Here is a 15834-nt window from a genome sequence, read left to right as displayed (position 1 = left end):
GACACGAAAAAGGGTTAACAACCTTCGCACCCTACGTTCGGGCGAAGCGATGACGGAGTACACGGACGAGGAGAAACGGATCGTCGCCTACCTGCGCGACAGCGTCGCGCGAGGCGAGGAGTACTTCCGCGCCAAGAACATCGCGGACGCGATCGGACTGTCCGCAAAACAGGTGGGCTCGCGGCTCCCACAGCTCGCGGAGAAGGCCGACGAGGTCGACATCGAGAAGTGGGGGCGCGCCCGGTCGACCACCTGGCGCGTGGAGCTCCCGTAGCCGTCTGCTCGTCCGACGATACCGAGCGCCTTTTTCACCGTTCGCACGTACTTGCTCGTATGACTGTACGGGCCACCCGCGAGTTCCTGTTCGACGCCGAGCCGGAGGCCGTGTGGGAGTTCATCTCCGACCCGGAGAAACGCGCCGGGGCGATCAGCGTCGTCGACGGGTTCGAGGTGACTGGGCCGAACACGGCCGTCTGGCACGTCGGCCTACCGATCCCGATGATCTCCTCCACGATGGAGGTGGAGACGGAAGACGTTCGTATCGAGCCGCCGACGTACGTGGAGTTCGTCGGTAAGTCCCGTGCGTTCCGCGTCACCGGCGAACACACCGTCGAAGAGGCGGACGACGGGCGCACACGACTCGTCAACACGTTCGTCGTCGACGGCCGGCTGCCGGGCGTGGAGTCGTTCTTCGAACGGAACCTGGACGGGGAGATGGACAACTTGGAGGCCGCGATGCGGGCCGACGACGGGGCGCGGCTGTGACGCTCCGGCTGGCGGTCGCACAGCTGTCGCCGGAGCCGGCGGCGGTCTCGCGCAACCTCGCGGCGGCCCGCGAGGCCGTCGCGGCCGCGGCCGACCGCGACGCCGACCTGTTGCTGCTCCCGGAGCTGTGGGACGCCGGTTACTTCGCGTTCGACGCCTACGGCCGGATCGCCGAGAGCGTCGCCGGCGACCGGCTGACCGGGCTGGCCGAGCGCGCTGCCGACGCCGACCTCGCGCTGCTGGCGGGCACCGTCGTGGAGGATCTCGCCGCGTCGGCCGCGGACGGGATCGACACGCCGGAACCGACCGGGCTGGCGAACACGGCCGTCCTGTTCGACGCCGACGGACGGCGGCGGGCGATCTACCGGAAGCACCACCTGTTCGGCTACGAGTCGGCGGAAGCGGAGTTGTTGGAGCCCGGCCAGCGGCTGGAGACGGCGACGGTCGGTGAGTTCACCGTCGGGATCGCCACCTGTTACGATCTCCGATTTCCCGAGCAGTTCCGGGCGCTGACGGACCGCGGCGCGGACCTGTTGTGTGTGCCCAGCGCGTGGCCGTACCCGCGGGTGGAACACTGGCGGACGCTGACGGAGGCGCGGGCGGTGGAGAACCTGTCGTTCCTGGCGGCCGCGAACGGCGTCGGCGAACAGGGGGACGCCGAGCTCGCCGGGCGGTCGGTCGTGTACGACCCCTGGGGGACGACGCTCGCGGCCGCGAGCACGGAGCCGACCGTGCTGACCGCCGACCTGGAGCCGGACCGGGTGACGGCCGTCCGCGAGGAGTTCGACACCCTGTCGGACCGCCGAGTCTACGACACGACCTGAGCCGGGGTGAGCCGCACGACGGGAGCGGGGTCACCGTCGCGCGCGACGAGCAACGAGCCGTCGGGCGCGACGGCCACGTCTCTGATCCGTCTGTTCTCGTCGGCCAGCAGCGTCTCGGCGACTCGGGCGGTCGGGCCGTCGTCGCCGTCGTCGACGGCGATCCGGACGAGCGACCGGGAGGCGAGCCCGGAGACGAACAGGTCGCCGCGCCACTCCGGGAAGCCGTCGCCGTCGTAGAACGTCGTCCCGCTGGGGGGGAAGCCGCCGGAGCCACACGGCCAGGAGACGACCGGCCCGACCACGTCCGCGCGGTCGGCGTGTGAGACGCCGATGGGGTCGCCGGCGCCGTACGTACACCCTTCGTCTGCGACCGGCCAGCCGTAGTTGGCTCCGCGCCGGAGGACGTTCACCTCGTCGCCGTCCTGTTCGCCGAACTCCGAGGCCCAGATCCGGCCCGTCTCCGGGCGGGTCGTCATCCCCTGGACGTTGCGGTGCCCGTACGAGAAGATAGTGTCACGGGCGTCCGGGTCGTCGCGGAACGGGTTGTCTGTCGGCACGTCGCCGTCGGCGGTCAGGCGGAGAACCGCACCGAGTTCCGTGTCCAGCCGTTGGGCGTGGTGGTCGGGGCCGAAGTTCTTGAACTGCCTGTCGCCGACGGAGACGTACAGCCGACGGTCGCGGTCGAAGGCGATCCGGGAGCCGTAGTGGCCGGCGGAGACGACGAACGGCTCGGCGGCGTGGAGCAGTTCGAACCCACGGAGCCGTGGGGCCTCCGGGTCGAGTCGGCCGCGACCGACGTGGGTGCTGGAGCGGTCCCCGTCTCCGCGGGCGGCGTACGTGAGATAGAGGTACGGCTCCGTCGGGTACGACGGGTCGAGTCGTGCGTCGAGCAGACCACCCTGCCCGCGAGCGAACACCTCGGGGGTGCCGGGCACCTCGGTGACGGCCCCGGCGGCCGGGTCGACGAGTTGGAGCCGGCCGGGTTTCTCGGTGACGAGGAACCGCCCGTCCGGCAGCGGCTCGATGGCCCAGGGGCCGGCGAAGCCGGTCGCGGCCGTCCGTCGGTCGAACGCGCCCGGTGTGTGGTCGTCGCCCGTCGCCGTCCCGGCCGCGGTGTCGGTCGGCGCTCGGGTCGTCGCCGTCGGTCGACCCCGGCCGTCGCCGGTCGCACAGCCCGCGGCGGTTCCGAGCCCGGCGACGGCGCCGAGACGGAGGAACTGTCGTCGGTTCACGGCCGCCGGTAGGGGGCCGTGACGGTAAGGCCCCGCGGTCCGGCTCCGGTCGGAGCAGAGCGGAGAGAGCCGCCAGCAGACGTTTATCCGTCCGGCCCGTAACGTCTCACGAGGCACGGAATGACCGAGTCTGATACGATCGCCGCGATGGTGACGGTCGTGATGATGGCCGTGTTCCTCGCCGCGACCCTGATCGCGCTGTGAGGCGCCGGCCGACGACGCACGGACCCCCGAACGGCCCAGCCCCGAACGGTGAACCACACTGTCTGTCTGTCTGCCTGTCGTCCGTTCTCTGTTGCTCCTATCTCGTCCGTTCTCCGTCGGCTTCTCGCTCGTCTGTTCTCGCCACGTCGTCGGAACTGGCCGGCGGCTTGACGTTCGCCACACGCGTACGGACAGCCGTGTACGACAGAATTCTGCTCTCGACGGACGGGACGAGGACGTCCGACCGCGCGACGACACAGGCCGTCGAGTTGGCGGCGGCCGTCGGCGCGACGGTCCACGCGCTGTACGTCGTCGACGACGAGGTGTTCGCCGCGTACTCCGGCGACGAGTTCGTCGCGGCCACGGAGGGGCCGGAACACGGGCTCGTCGAGGTGGGCCGGGAGACGCTCGCGGCGGTGACGGACCGGTGTCGTGACCACGAGGTGGCCGTCGAGACGGCCCTGGAGTACGGCCAGCCCGCCGAGACGATCGCGGACTACGCCGACAGGGTCGACGCGGACCTGCTCGTGCTCGGCACTGGACAGCAGCCGGAGCCGTACCGACGACTGCTCGGGAGCGTGACGAACGCGGTGGCACAGACGACCGCGCGGCCGACGCTGGTCGTGAAGACGCCACCCGACTGACCGACTACGTGTACTGTCGGATCAGGTCGCCGAGCCGGTCGGCTCCGCGGACGCCGACGACCTGCTCTGCCGGCTCGCCGTCCGCGAACAACACCATCGTCGGCACGCTCCGGACGCCGTGGCGTGCCGCGATCTGCTGGTTGGCGTCGATGTCCACCTTCAGGACGGCCGCGTCCGTCTCGGCGGCCAACTGCTCGACGGTCGGCTCCAACTGCTTGCACGGACCACACCAGTCCGCGTAGAAGTCGACGAACACCACATCGTGGTCGGCGGTGAGTCGATCGAACTCGGAGGCGCCGTCGACGTGGATCGGCTCGTCGGGCACCCCCACCCCGGTGCTCGCGTCCGTCTCCTCGCCCGTCTCCGTCTCCAACAGCTCCCGACGCTTCTGTTCGCGGATATCGTCGATTCGGTCGGACTCGCTCATGTGTCCGAACGGTGGGGCCACGCGGCCTAATACCTTGTGCTATCCGTACAATTCTGTCCGTGATCGAGCCAGGCGGTGTCCGTGAACCCCGCGTGCCGCGGCGCTGATCTTGTTAATTCTCCACAATTCGGCCGGCTGTCGGGACGTACTTACACTCGGGGAACCCAGGGAACGACGATGGAGGCAGCTATCGTGACGGTCGGAGACGAGCTCCTGGCCGGCGACACGACGAACACGAACGCGGCGTGGCTCGCGGGGGAGCTGACGGACCGGGGGGTCGCGGTCGAGCGGGTGACGACCGTGCCGGACCGGGAGCCGGACATCGCTCGTGTCGTCAACGAGTACCGTGCCGACTACGACGCGGTCTTAGTGACCGGCGGCGTCGGACCGACACACGACGACGTGACGATGGTGGGCGTCGCGGCCGCGGTGGGGCGTGACCTGACGACCAACGAGACGGCACGCGAGTGGCTGACGACGACCGGCGGCTACGCGGCCGACGAGTTAGACGACGGGACGACGGCGCTGCCGGAGGGGGCACGGGTGCTCCACAACACCGAGGGGGTCGCGCCGGGCTGTGTCGTCGCCGGCGTGTACGTCATGCCGGGCGTGCCCGCGGAGATGCAGGCGATGTTCGAGTCCGTCGCCGACGAGTTCGCCGGCGAGCGCGACCACGTCGTGTTCGTGGAGACGCCGGAGCCGGAGTCCGAGCTGTTAGACCGGCTCCGAGCGGTCCGCGAACGGTTCGACGTGACCGTCGGCAGCTACCCCGGCGGCACCGTCCGGGTGAAGTTCGCGGGCGGCACGGAGTCCGTGGAGGCGGCCGCCGACTGGTTCCGCGACCGGGTGGAGACCGTCTAGCTGTACAGCCGGTAGAGCCACGCGGCCGTCACGGCCAGACTGAAGAAGAGTGCGACACCGCCGGTGAGCAACGGCGGGAGCTTCGTCGTCGCCTCGGACGCGAGCAGAACTGGTGACATACGCTGGCGTTCCCCGCCGGCGCACAAGAACGCTTCTACTCGGTGTGCCCGCGCGTCGTCCCCGGGGTCGCTCGTGTCCCGTCAGTCCGCCTGCGCCGGCGTCGGCGGCTCGTACACCTCGGCGAGTCCGTCCAACGCCTCGTGGTGGCGGGTGGTGTGGGGTGCCGTCAACGGGGAGACGGACACGTCGCCGTCCACGACCGCGCGGCGGTCCGTTCCGACGGGGTCGGGGATGTCCCCGCGGCCCATCCGTTCCCAAATCCGGTCGTGGAGCGTGACCGTGTCGCCGTCACGGTCGGCGGCCATGTCGTACATCGTCGACGGCCGGGTGATCACCATCGACGGGTCGTCGGTCGCCATCGGGACGTTGACGTTGAGGTAGTCTGCCTGCTCGAACACGCCGGCGTCCGTGGCGTGGTCCACGAGGAATCCGGTTACGTCCGCGGCCAGGTCGTAGTCGGCGACGGCCGTCGCCTGCTCGCGCCAGTCGCCCTCCTCGGGCTCCGGGACGTACTGTGACACTGCGACCGCCGGCACGTCGAAGAACGCCGCCTCGACGGCCGCCGACACCGTCCCGGAGCGCCCCAGGACGTACGCCCCCAGGTTCGCTCCCTTGTTGCAGCCGGAAACCACCATGTCCACGTCCGGACACAGCGCCTCCAGCCCGGCGACCGTGCAGTCGGCCGGAGTGCCGTGGATGGCGTAGCCGAGCTCGTGTTCCGTCACGCGTACGTCCGTCGACATCGCCCGCCCGACCGCGCTGCGGTCGTCGGCCGGCGCGACGGCGACCACCTCCGCGAACTCCGTCAGCTCGTCGTACAACGCCCGGAAGCCGGGGCTCTCGATCCCGTCGTCGTTCGTCAGGAGGAGCCGCGGCGTCTCGGTGTCCGGCTTCGGCTCGGCGTCCGTCTCGTCCATGTAGAGTGGTCGCGCGGCCGTGGGAAAAAACGCGTCGTTGCCGGCTCCGCCGGCCGTGCGACCGTCGGAGACGGCCGCGTCCCGCCGCGACTCAGGCGGAGTCTGCCTCGTATCCAGCGTCCTCGACGGCGACGATGGCGTCCAACGGGTCGACCTCTCCAGAGACAGTCGCGGTGTCCGTCTCGTGGTCCGCCGTCGCCGACTCGGCGCCCGACAACGCCTCCAACGCCTCGACGACGCTCGCCTCACAGTCTGTACAGCTCATCCCGGTGACAGTCAGCTCTGTGGCCACACCCACACTCGGTGACAACGGTAGACGACGGTTTCGCTTTCCGTCCGGCCGCGACGGCGGCGACCGGCGGTGCCTCTGCTCGCGAGCGCGTCGCGTTCCGAGACGGCGAGCTGTGTCGGCTCAGCTCCCCTTCGAGACGCTGTACCACTCCCCGTTCCAGGTGAACAGGTACTCTACGACGGCCTTGATCCCGGCGAGGCTGTACAACGGTAACACTGCCGGGAGCAACAGGTAGCCGACCCCGATCGACCCGAGACGGCCCCTCGTCGTGTCGTACACACGGAGCGCGAGCGCGGCACCGATCAGCGTGAACCCGGGCAACGCGAGCCACCGGCCCTGTCCGTGGGCGACGAGGACCGCCGCCTTCGGGAGGAGTGACAGCATGAACACGTTGCCGAACACGGACGACGCACAGATGGCCGGCGCGAGCACGTCCCGGTGTGTCCCCTCTCCCGACCAGAGCCGACGGAGACCGCGACCGACGAGCCTGTGTAACACCTGTGCGTAGCCGGTCATCCACCGTTTCCGTTGGCCCCACCAGTCGACCGGGTTGTGTGCCGCCTCGATCGTCGAGGCGAACGAGAACTGTTCGGCGACGTCGACCTCACTGCAGTAACAGTCGAACGCGAACGCGTAGTCTTCGGTGAGCATCTTCGGGTCGTACCCGTCGACGGCGTCGAACGCCGACCGGCGCATCACGACTGTCCGACTGGCTGCGACGGTGAACCCCGTCAGAGCCGTCAGGAGTCGTTGGCTCAGGTCACCGAGCACGACCGACTCGTAGTAAGCGGCGAGTCCGGTGAGCCCCTCCGGCTCCGGAATCGTCCGCCCTTGGACGACGTCTGCTCGGTCGTCGTCGATACGCGCGACCGCACTGGAGACGAACCGCGGATCGACTCGCTCGTCTGCGTCGAACACGGCGAGCAGTTCACTCGTCGTCTCCGCCGCGGCGTAGTCGATCGCGCCGGCCTTCGTCCCGGGGTTGCCGTTGACGAGCAGTTCGACCTGGTCGTGGCGTGCGAGGGCTCTCCCCCGCCGGATCGACGCCTCGTCGTCCGGTTCCGCGACGATCACGACCGACAGATCCCGGTACCGACTCTGGAGCAACGACACCACACTCCGGTGGAGCACACTCTCGTCACCGTGGACGGGGACCACGGCCGTGACACTCGGTCCGGTCGTGGGGAGCTCTGTCTGGTCGTCGCGACCCAACTGGCCGAGCAACACGAGCATCGAGAGCCCGAACAGTCCAGTGAGCGTGAGACACGCGACCGTCGCCTGCAACACGGTGACGGCGTCGCCGCCGAACACGGAGGGAATCGGAAGCACGAACACGAGCTGTCCCTGTACGTAGCCCGTCACGACGACGGCACCGATCACGAGCCCGAACAGGGCGACCTCTACACGTTCACCGAAACCACCCAGACGAGGGAGCCTCGCCGTCGCCCGCGACCACAGTCTGCGGAGGGCCGACACGGAGTTACTGTCTGCCATTGAACTACCCACTGGTCCCTCACCACTTCCCCTCTCCATCCCGAAGTCACAATCTAGTGTTGTCGGGGGAATCGCGGTACGCAGAGTCGACGGGGACGGCCGATTCTACTCATACAGATTCGCGCGCAGAGCTCCGGTCGGTGTGGTTCCCTCTGCCCCCTCACTGCCGGGGGCGACTCACGCCTGCTCACAGCCGGACAGTGTCGGAGAGGCGGGCGTCACGGCTGGACCGACCGATCAGTACCTCGTACTGACCGCTGTCGACGACCCACCCGTCGTCGGTGTCGAACCGTGCGAGTCTGCGACGGGGGATACTCCCGGTGAGACGGCGGGACGCCCCGCCGTCGAGGCGGACCGGTCGGAACCACCCGAGTTCGCGCTCCGGACGAGGAACCTCCGTCGCCGGCGGAACGACGTACGCTTGGACCACCTCTCGTCCCGGCCGGTCCGCGACGTTCCGTACCGTGATATCCACCGACAGCCCCTCCTCACCCGTGGTGACGACCGCTTCGTCGTACTCGAAGTCGGCGTACGACAGTCCGTGTCCGAACGGAAACGTCGGGTCGAGGCCGTCCCGGTCGAACCCGCGGTAGCCGACGAACACACCCTCGTCGTAGTGGACGTTACCGTCGACCCCGGGGTACTGCCTGTCGGTCCTCACCGGATAGCTGTCGAATCGTTCACCGAACGTGACCGGGAGCCGTCCACCGGGGTCGCGTCCGTTCAACACGGCCGCGAGCGCGTCGCCGTCTGCCTGCCCCGGGTACCAGGTCTGGACGATTGCAGCTACGTCGTCTCGCCACGGCATCGCGACGGGACCGCTCGTCCGACAGACCACGACCGTCTGTGGGTTCGCTGCTGCGACCGCACGGACGAGTCGGTCCTGCAGACCGGGGAGTCGGAGCGACGACCGGTCTGCGCTCTCGCCGGCGTCGTCTTCGACGACCACGACCGCGGCGTCTGCCGCCGCCGCCGTTCGCGTCGCCGCACCGATGTCCGTCTCTGGGTGTCGGTCCCACCCGACACGCCGCCAGACGGGCGCCGACCGCCCCACCGTCGCGCGCGGCACACCCCGTTCGAACGTCACTCGCGCGGTTCGACGGAGCGCAGTGACCGGGTCGACCGTCGTCGACGGGGTGACGGCGGCACTCCCCCCTCCGCTCACCTTCGCCTCGTCTGCCGCCGGGCCGAGGACGGCCAACTGTTCCCCGTCGAGCGGGAGCAGACCACGGTTCTGGAGGAGAACGGTCCCACGAACCGCGACCGTCTCGGCGAGCCGTCGGTGCGCGTCGCGGTCGACGGACGGCCGTCGGGAGTCTCTCCCGTCGGCTGCGAGACGTGCGACCCGGCGGGCAGCCTTGTCGACCCGGGTCTCCGGGACGGCTCCGCGGTCGACTGCTCGCCGGAGCCGGTCGTCGAACACTGCCGGTGGGTACGGTTCCGGCTGGCCGTCTTCCGCGAGCAACCGGTCGACGACACGCCAGTAGAGCGGGACCGACAGTCCCAGTCGCTCCGACAGGCCGACCGTCTCGACGAGCCGCGCCAGCCGACTGTCGGGCGCGCGTCGAGCGACCGGCGAGACGCCCGGCATCTCGACGTCGAGTCCCGCCGTCGCGGCCGCCACCGTGTCGTGTGTGCCCCACCAGTCCGAGACTGTCACGCCGTCGAACCCCCAACGCCGGCGGAGGACCCTCTCCAGCAGTCGCCGGTGTTCGCTCGCGTAGTGGCCACCCACACGGTTGTACGCCGTCATCACGACAGACGCCCCGGCGTCGACTCCGGCACGGAACGCCGGGAGGTACAGCTCCCGGAGCGCTCGCTCGCCGACGACGACGTTCAGTTTGTCGCGGTTCCGTTCCTGGTTGTTGACGACGAAGTGTTTCAGCGTCGCCCCGGCACCGGTCGCCTCGACGCCGGCGACGGTCGCAGCCGTGAGCCGGGCGGCGTGGTGCGGGTCCTCTCCGGGGTACTCGAAGTTCCGGCCACACGTCGGGACACGAACCAGATTCGCACCGGGCGCGAGCACGACGTCGTGGCCGTTCGCGCGCGTCTCGCGACCGAGCGCACGACCGAACCGCCGCGCCAGCTCCGGGTCCCAGCTCGCGCCCAACGCGACTGTCGCCGGGAACGCAGTCGACTCCCCGTCGACGACCCCCAACGGCCCGTCGACGAACCGCAGCGGCTCGACGCCGAGCCGTTCGACACCCGGCAGGTAGCCGGTCGCTCGACCCGTCGGGTCCACCTCTCCACGGAGTAACTGCAGTTTCTCCGACAGCGTCGCGCCGTCGAGACTGTCACCGGCGGTCATCTGTCGGCCGGGGTCGCTGGGCGACCCTGTCTGTCGCTCCGGCTCCTCGCCCACACTGTCTGCTCGTTGTGTCGGCTTTGGATTTGAAACCACCGCACAGTCCCACGAGGAGCCTGGCTCCTCGCCGGTCCCCCCACGACGACCCGGAACCCGGTCGTGTCTGTTTTTCGCCGACGGTGGCGTACCTCCCTCGGTACTTTGGTAACTGAACTCGTCAGTGTCTTCCACCAGTGTCTTTTAAATAGAAAACGCAATGAGTGAGGAACCCGTAGATACAGGTGGGTGATGACAGTGGAGCGAGTCACAGTCGGCGTCGGCGGGATGAGCTGTGCCAACTGCGTGAACACCGTCACGGAGCGGTTGGAGACGCTGTCCGGAGTGTCGGAAGCGTCGGCCAACTTCGCCACGGACGAGGCGACGGTGTCGTACGACCCGGCGGAGACGGACCTGTCGGCGGTGATCGAGGCGATCGAGGCGGCGGGTTACGAGCCCGTCACCGCCGAGACGACCGTCGGGATCACCGACATGACGTGTGCGAACTGCGCCGGCACGGTGGAAGACGCCGTCGGATCGGTCGCAGGGGTCGTCGACGTGGCCGCCAACTTCGCGGCCGACGAGGCACACGTCGAGTATCTCCCGGACGCGGTGACGCGCGCGGAGATCGACGACGCCGTCGAGACGGCGGGGTACAGCCCCGTCCGCGGGGACGACGACGGGGCGGAGAGTGAGGCGGACCGCCGAGAGGCCGCCCGGACGGCGGAGATCCGGCGACAACGCAACCTCACGCTCGTCGGTGTCGCCGTCTCCGTCCCGCTGTTGGCGTTCATGGCCGACCACCTCCTGTTCGGCGGGGAGCTCCTGCCGGCGACAGTCGGGGGGGGCTCCGTCGGCTGGCTCCAGTTCGGGCTGGCGTCCGTCGCCCAGGTCGTGCTCGGCCGAGAGTTCTACGCCAACAGCTACGACGCGATCGTGAAGAACCGCACCGCGAACATGGACGTGTTGATCGCGCTGGGGTCGTCGACGGCGTTCGGTTACTCCGTCGTCGCGCTCGTCGGGCTGCTCCCGAGCGCGGGGCTGTACTTCGACACCGCGGCGCTGATCCTGACGTTCATCACGCTCGGCAACTACCTCGAAGCCCGCTCGAAGGGGCAGGCCGGCGAGGCGCTCCGGTCGCTGCTGGAGTTGGAGGCCGACACCGCCACGCGGCTGGAGACGGACGACGACGGCAACACGGTCGAACGCGAGGTGCCACTCGAGGACGTGACTGTCGGCGACCGGCTGAAGGTGCGCCCCGGCGAGACGGTGCCGACGGACGGCGAGGTGGTCGAGGGTGAGTCGGCCGTCGACGAGTCGACCGTCACCGGGGAGTCCGTCCCGGTGTCGAAGGCGCCCGGCGACGAGGTGATCGGCGCGACCGTCAACGAGCAGGGTGTGCTCGTGATCGAGGCGACTCGCGTGGGCGAGGAGACGGCCATCGAGCAGATCGTCCGGCGCGTGAAGGAAGCCCAGTCCCGACAGCCGGAGATCCAACAGGTCGCCGACCGGATCTCGGCGTACTTCGTCCCGGCGGTGATCGGCAACGCTCTCCTGTGGGGGGCAGTCTGGGCGCTCGCTCCCGGCGCGCTCGCCGACTTCGTCGCCACACTCCCCATCTGGGGGCTGGCCGCCGGCGGCCCGGCGGCGGTCGGCGCCACGGAGTTCGCCGTACTCGTGTTCGCGTCGGCGGTGTTGATCGCCTGTCCGTGTGCGCTCGGGCTGGCGACGCCGGCGGCGACGATGGTCGGCACTACCATCGGCGCCCAGGCCGGCGTCCTGTTCGACGGCGGGGACGTGTTGGAACGGGTCGGCCGGATCGACACGGTCGTGTTCGACAAGACCGGCACCCTCACCGAAGGGGAGATGGAGCTGACGGACGTGCGCCCGATCCGGCCGACGACGGACGGCGCGGTGGAGCACGGCGGGGACGGCGCTCCCGAGGGTGAGGAGGCGGCCGGAGACGATCCGACCGCGACGGAGCGACTGCTCGCGGTCGCGGCGACCGCGGAGAACGGCAGTGAACACCCGATCGGGGAGGCGATCGTCGCCGGCGCCCGCGAGCGCGGTGTCGAACCGGGCGATCTCACCGCGCTCCAGAACGTCTCCGGCCGGGGGATCCGCGCCCGGACGGAGCACGGCGACGTGGTCGTCGGCAAGCTCTCGTTGCTGGCCGACCGCGGCGTGACGGTGGGGCCGGCGGAGTCCGTCGTCGCCGACCTCCAGTCGGAGGGGAAGACGGCCGTCGCGGCCGCGTGTGACGGCGAACTCCTGGGCGTGCTCGCGGTGGCCGACGAGGTGAAGCCCACCGCGGTCGACGCGGTGACGGCGCTGCGGGAGCGCGGTGTCGCCGTCCACATGCTCACCGGCGACAACGAGCGGACCGCGGCCGCCGTCGCGGAGACGGTCGGGATCGACCCCGACAACGTCCGTGCCGAGGTGTTGCCGGACGACAAGGCCGACGCCGTCGAGACGATCCAGTCGGACGGCAGTCGCGTGGCGATGGTCGGCGACGGCGTCAACGACGCGCCGGCGCTGGCGACCGCCGCCGTCGGCGTCGCCATCGGCTCGGGCACGGACGTGGCCGTGGAAGCCGGCGACGTGACGCTCATGCGGTCGGACCCGTACGACGTGGTCCGGGCGCTGAACGTCTCCGAGGGGACGATGTCGAAGATCCGCCAGAACCTCGTGTGGGCGCTGGGGTACAACACCGTCCTGATCCCGTTGGCCTCGCTGGGCCTGCTCCAGCCCGTGCTCGCCGCGGCCGCGATGGCCGCCTCCTCCGTGTCCGTCCTGTCGAACAGCCTCCTGTTCCGACGGTACGACCCGGACGAGCGGTACTCGCTGGCCGGGCTGTTCCGGCGCGACTAACCGAACAGCTCCGACAACACCGTCTCTAGGTCGGCGGCGAGTTCGACGACGAGGTACAGCAGGAGGAGCCCCAGCACGACCGCCGAGAGGAACGTCAGGAGGTGGAGGAGACCGACGTCGAACGAACGGAGACGCATCGACGGCGGTAGGTCGGGGTGGGTCGTAGTCGTGTCGGTGACAGCGGTCGGCGGGTGGTGTCGTCGCAGGGTGTCGCAGTGTCAGCCGTCTGGTGTCTGGGGCTCGGGGGGACCGAACCGACGGAATCCGAAGTAGACTTCGTTCCACGAGTCCGGCGAAACACGCTGCCGATCGAACTCCTTCGAGCAACGGGTGAGAAGCACGTCGTCGTCGTACGCGGAGGTGTCGGCCTCAACCGTGATTCCGGCGTGGAAGTTCCAGTGCAGGTGCGTCGGGAACTGGAGTGTGAACGTCGGTTCGAACCACCGGTACGTTCGCCCACCGGACCGCTCGGGGTCGTACGCGCCGTCGACGAACTCGATCTTGTCTGTGTCGCTGCCTACGTCGTACGTCTTCCCGGGGTTGCCAGTCCCACCGCGCATCCTGATCGAGTCGATCCGGATCGACACCTCCCGGCCGTCCGGGAGTGTGACACCGCGATCGAACGCGATTCGAATCCAGAGTCCGTTCTCACTCGTGAGACCGATGCCTGCGCACACACGGGGTGTCGGTGTGCCGGTCGGTGTCGGGCTATCTGTCGGTGTCGGGCTGTCTGTCGGTGTCGGCCTGTCTGTCGGAGTTGCAGAGTCCGTCGGCGAGGCGGTGTCTGTCGGAGTCGGCGTGTCTGTCGAGGTGGGGCTGTCTGTGGGAGACGGTGTCTCTGTGGCGGTGGCTGTCCGACTGGGCCGCTGTGTCGGCGGGCGTCTCGACGGGCTCTCCGTCTCGCCGCCGAGCGCGTTACACCCAGTGAGGGCCGCGACGCCCGAGGCAGAGAGGAGTTGGAGGACCTTCCGGCGTGAACTGTCTCCCGGCATGTCTGCGGCGAATTGCATCCTCGGTCGTGTACTTATAAATATTTCATTAGTGAAGTCGACGAACCACTATCAGACACGCTCGTATCGGCGTCACCACGTCAGTTGTTCGGCGTCCTCGGTTTTGCAGGACCGAAGCGAATGAACCCGAAGTAGACTTCGTGCCACGACTTCGGCGAAACTCGTTGTCGGTCGAAGTCATCCGAGCAACGGGTGAGGACCACGTCGTCGTCGTACGCGGAGGTGTCGGCTTCGGCTGTGATCCCACTGTGGAAGTCCCAGTAGGTGTGCGTCGGGAACTGGAGCGTGAACGTCGGCTCGAACCACCGGTACGTCCGCCCCCCGGAGCGCTCGGGTTCGTACGCCCCGTCGACGAACTCGATCTTGTCCGTGTCGCTGCCTACGTCGTACGTCTTCCCGTAGTTGTCAGTCGCACCGCTCATCGTGATCGAGTCGATCCGGATCGACACCTCCCGGCCGTCCGGGAGCGTGACACCGCGGTCGAACGCGATTCGAATCCAGAGTCCGTTCTCCTTCGTGAGGTCGATTCCAGCGCACACGCGAGGCGTCGGTGTGCCGGTCGGTGTCGGGCTGTCTGTCGGTGTGGGGGAGTCTGTCGGGGTCGGAGAGTCCGTTGGGGTGGGACTGTCTGTCGGGGTCGGAGAGTCCGTCGGCGAAGCAGTGTCTGTGGGAGAGCGTGTGTCTGTCGGGGTGGGGCTGTCCGTCGGTGAAGGTGTGTCTGTAGGTGTGGCTGTCCGACTGGGCCGCTGTGTCGGCGGTCGTCTCGACGGACTTTCCGTCTCACCACCGAGTGCGTTACACCCAGTGAGGACCGTGATGCTGGAGGCGGAGAGGAGTTGGAGGACCTTCCGGCGTGAGCTGTCTCCCGGCATGCTGTGGTGGATCTCATTGTCTTCTTGTGAATTCATAAATACTTCATTAGTGAAGTCGAGGACCCGTGATCGGGGACGCTCGTACCGGAGTCACCGTCAGTTGTCCGGCGTCCTCGGCTCCGGGGACCCGTAGCGATAGAACGGAAAGTCTACTTCGTGCCACGACCGCGGTGAGAGTCGCTGTCGGTCGAACATCTTCGAACAACGGGTGAGAAGCACGTCGTCGTCGTACGCGGAGGTGTCGGCTTCGGCTGTGATCCCACTGTGGAAGTCCCAGTACAGGTGTGTCGGAAACTGGAGTGTGAACGTCGGCTCGAACCACCGATACGTCCGCCCCCCGGAGCGCTCGGGGTCGTACGCACCGTCGACGAACTCGATTTTGTCTGTGTCGCTGCCTACGTCGTACGTCTTCCCGTAGTCGTCAGTCGCACCGCTCATCGTGATCGAGTCGATCCGGATCGACACCTCCCGGCCGTCCGGGCGCGTGACACCGTGGTCGAACGCGATTCGAATCCAGAGTCCGTTCTCCTTCGTGAGGTCGATACCAGCGCACGCGCGTGGCGTCGGTGTGCCGGTGGGCGTTGGGGTCGCAGTCGGTGTGGGGGAGTCTGTCGGGGTCGGTGAGTCCGTTGGGGAGGGGGAATCCGTCTGAATTGGGGAGTCAGTCGGCGAAGCGGTGTCTGCGGGAGTTGACGTGTCTGTCGGGGTAGGGCTGTCTGTTGGCGAAGTAGTTTCTGTGGCGGTGGTCGTCCGACTGGGCCGCTGTGTCGGCGATCGTCTCGACGGGCTCTCCGTCTCGCCCCCGAGCGTGTTACACCCCGTCAAAACCGTTAGTCCGGACCCGGAAAGGATTTGGAGGACCTTTCGACGAGAGCTATCTTCTACCACAGTCCACTCATTATTGGTCTAGTTCATGTGTCTTGTGGTAGTGGATTAATTTCGAAACGAATAATGTCTCCA

General features: G+C 68.6%; 17 protein-coding genes. 6 read left to right on the top strand and 11 right to left on the bottom strand.

What is annotated here, in order from left to right:
- The first annotated feature begins 49 nt into the window (after positions 1-49).
- From RYH79_RS04865 to RYH79_RS04855, 3 genes are read left to right on the top strand one after another with little or no spacing between them, the layout of a single operon-like run.
- Positions 50-274, top strand: coding sequence for a DUF7123 family protein (locus RYH79_RS04865; protein WP_370896790.1), 225 nt, complete (start codon positions 50-52; stop codon positions 272-274).
- A gap of 59 nt (positions 275-333) precedes the next feature.
- Positions 334-765 carry an SRPBCC family protein gene (locus RYH79_RS04860; RefSeq protein ID WP_370896788.1) on the top strand — a complete coding sequence of 144 codons (432 nt, stop codon included), beginning with the start codon at positions 334-336 and terminating at the stop codon, positions 763-765.
- Positions 762-1589, top strand: a complete 828-nt coding sequence (locus RYH79_RS04855; protein ID WP_370896786.1) for a nitrilase-related carbon-nitrogen hydrolase — start codon at positions 762-764, stop codon at positions 1587-1589. The genes RYH79_RS04860 and RYH79_RS04855 overlap by 4 nt, the downstream gene beginning before the upstream one ends.
- Here the strand turns inward: RYH79_RS04855 and RYH79_RS04850 are convergent.
- Positions 1574-2821: a PQQ-dependent sugar dehydrogenase gene (locus tag RYH79_RS04850; protein ID WP_370896784.1), complete on the bottom strand. Its 1248-nt coding sequence runs from the start codon at positions 2819-2821 to the stop codon at positions 1574-1576. The two genes, RYH79_RS04855 and RYH79_RS04850, sit on opposite strands and share 16 nt — an antisense overlap.
- 401 nt (positions 2822-3222) lie before the next feature.
- Between RYH79_RS04850 and RYH79_RS04845 the strand changes: the two genes are divergently transcribed.
- Positions 3223-3669 carry a universal stress protein gene (locus tag RYH79_RS04845; protein ID WP_370896782.1) on the top strand — a complete coding sequence of 149 codons (447 nt, stop codon included), beginning with the start codon at positions 3223-3225 and terminating at the stop codon, positions 3667-3669.
- Between the two features lie 4 nt (positions 3670-3673).
- On the opposite strand, the gene trxA is transcribed toward RYH79_RS04845, so the two are convergent.
- Positions 3674-4096, bottom strand: coding sequence for a thioredoxin (gene trxA, locus RYH79_RS04840; protein WP_370896780.1), 423 nt, complete (start codon positions 4094-4096; stop codon positions 3674-3676).
- A 177-nt stretch (positions 4097-4273) separates the two neighbouring features.
- Between trxA and RYH79_RS04835 the strand changes: the two genes are divergently transcribed.
- On the top strand, positions 4274-4957 hold the full coding sequence (locus RYH79_RS04835; protein WP_370896777.1) for a competence/damage-inducible protein A: 684 nt from the start codon (positions 4274-4276) through the stop codon (positions 4955-4957).
- Here RYH79_RS04835 and RYH79_RS04830 read toward each other — a convergent pair.
- The 5 genes from RYH79_RS04830 to RYH79_RS04810 all read right to left on the bottom strand — a co-directional run bounded on the left by RYH79_RS04830 (position 4954) and on the right by RYH79_RS04810 (position 10142).
- Positions 4954-5076: a hypothetical protein gene (locus RYH79_RS04830; RefSeq protein WP_370896775.1), complete on the bottom strand. Its 123-nt coding sequence runs from the start codon at positions 5074-5076 to the stop codon at positions 4954-4956. The genes RYH79_RS04835 and RYH79_RS04830 overlap by 4 nt on opposite strands.
- Before the next feature lie 81 nt (positions 5077-5157).
- The gene (gene surE, locus RYH79_RS04825) at positions 5158-5994 is read right to left on the bottom strand and encodes a 5'/3'-nucleotidase SurE (protein ID WP_370896773.1); all 837 of its coding nucleotides are present in this window, start codon (positions 5992-5994) and stop codon (positions 5158-5160) included.
- Positions 5995-6085: 91 nt separating this feature from the next.
- The gene (locus RYH79_RS04820) at positions 6086-6286 is read right to left on the bottom strand and encodes a heavy-metal-associated domain-containing protein (RefSeq protein WP_370896771.1); all 201 of its coding nucleotides are present in this window, start codon (positions 6284-6286) and stop codon (positions 6086-6088) included.
- Positions 6287-6406: 120 nt separating this feature from the next.
- Complete coding sequence (locus tag RYH79_RS04815) at positions 6407-7780, bottom strand: glycosyltransferase family 2 protein (RefSeq protein WP_370896769.1); 1374 nt, start codon at positions 7778-7780, stop codon at positions 6407-6409.
- Between the two features lie 187 nt (positions 7781-7967).
- Positions 7968-10142: a beta-glucosidase gene (locus tag RYH79_RS04810; protein WP_370896767.1), complete on the bottom strand. Its 2175-nt coding sequence runs from the start codon at positions 10140-10142 to the stop codon at positions 7968-7970.
- A 231-nt stretch (positions 10143-10373) separates the two neighbouring features.
- On the opposite strand from RYH79_RS04810, the gene RYH79_RS04805 reads away from it, so the two are divergent.
- Positions 10374-12992 carry a heavy metal translocating P-type ATPase gene (locus RYH79_RS04805; protein WP_370896765.1) on the top strand — a complete coding sequence of 873 codons (2619 nt, stop codon included), beginning with the start codon at positions 10374-10376 and terminating at the stop codon, positions 12990-12992.
- Here the strand turns inward: RYH79_RS04805 and RYH79_RS04800 are convergent.
- The 4 genes from RYH79_RS04800 to RYH79_RS04785 form a co-directional block, all read right to left on the bottom strand.
- A complete protein-coding gene (locus RYH79_RS04800; protein ID WP_370896763.1) occupies positions 12989-13129 on the bottom strand; it encodes a hypothetical protein in 141 nt (46 codons plus the stop codon). The two genes, RYH79_RS04805 and RYH79_RS04800, sit on opposite strands and share 4 nt — an antisense overlap.
- 81 nt (positions 13130-13210) lie before the next feature.
- Positions 13211-13669, bottom strand: a complete 459-nt coding sequence (locus tag RYH79_RS04795; RefSeq protein WP_370896761.1) for a hypothetical protein — start codon at positions 13667-13669, stop codon at positions 13211-13213.
- Positions 13670-14082: 413 nt separating this feature from the next.
- On the bottom strand, positions 14083-14541 hold the full coding sequence (locus tag RYH79_RS04790; RefSeq protein ID WP_370896759.1) for a hypothetical protein: 459 nt from the start codon (positions 14539-14541) through the stop codon (positions 14083-14085).
- Between the two features lie 429 nt (positions 14542-14970).
- Positions 14971-15762, bottom strand: coding sequence for a hypothetical protein (locus tag RYH79_RS04785; protein ID WP_370896757.1), 792 nt, complete (start codon positions 15760-15762; stop codon positions 14971-14973).
- Positions 15763-15834: the final 72 nt, after the last annotated feature.

Source organism: Halobaculum sp. MBLA0143, assembly GCF_041361465.1.
GTDB lineage: Archaea > Halobacteriota > Halobacteria > Halobacteriales > Haloferacaceae > JAHENP01.
Note: the sequence above shows the minus strand (reverse complement) of the source record. Positions and strands in the feature narration are given on the sequence as shown.

Bases quoted from the DNA above. Each gene is read 5' to 3' on its own strand.
- RYH79_RS04865 (WP_370896790.1), top strand. From the start codon at position 50: ATGACGGAGTACACGGACGAGGAGAAACGGATCGTCGCCTACCTGCGC.
- RYH79_RS04860 (WP_370896788.1), top strand. From the start codon at position 334: ATGACTGTACGGGCCACCCGCGAGTTCCTGTTCGACGCCGAGCCGGAG.
- trxA (WP_370896780.1), bottom strand. From the start codon at position 4,096: ATGAGCGAGTCCGACCGAATCGACGATATCCGCGAACAGAAGCGTCGG.
- RYH79_RS04835 (WP_370896777.1), top strand. From the start codon at position 4,274: ATGGAGGCAGCTATCGTGACGGTCGGAGACGAGCTCCTGGCCGGCGAC.
- RYH79_RS04830 (WP_370896775.1), bottom strand. From the start codon at position 5,076: ATGTCACCAGTTCTGCTCGCGTCCGAGGCGACGACGAAGCTCCCGCCG.
- surE (WP_370896773.1), bottom strand. From the start codon at position 5,994: ATGGACGAGACGGACGCCGAGCCGAAGCCGGACACCGAGACGCCGCGG.
- RYH79_RS04815 (WP_370896769.1), bottom strand. From the start codon at position 7,780: ATGGCAGACAGTAACTCCGTGTCGGCCCTCCGCAGACTGTGGTCGCGG.
- RYH79_RS04805 (WP_370896765.1), top strand. From the start codon at position 10,374: ATGACAGTGGAGCGAGTCACAGTCGGCGTCGGCGGGATGAGCTGTGCC.
- RYH79_RS04800 (WP_370896763.1), bottom strand. From the start codon at position 13,129: ATGCGTCTCCGTTCGTTCGACGTCGGTCTCCTCCACCTCCTGACGTTC.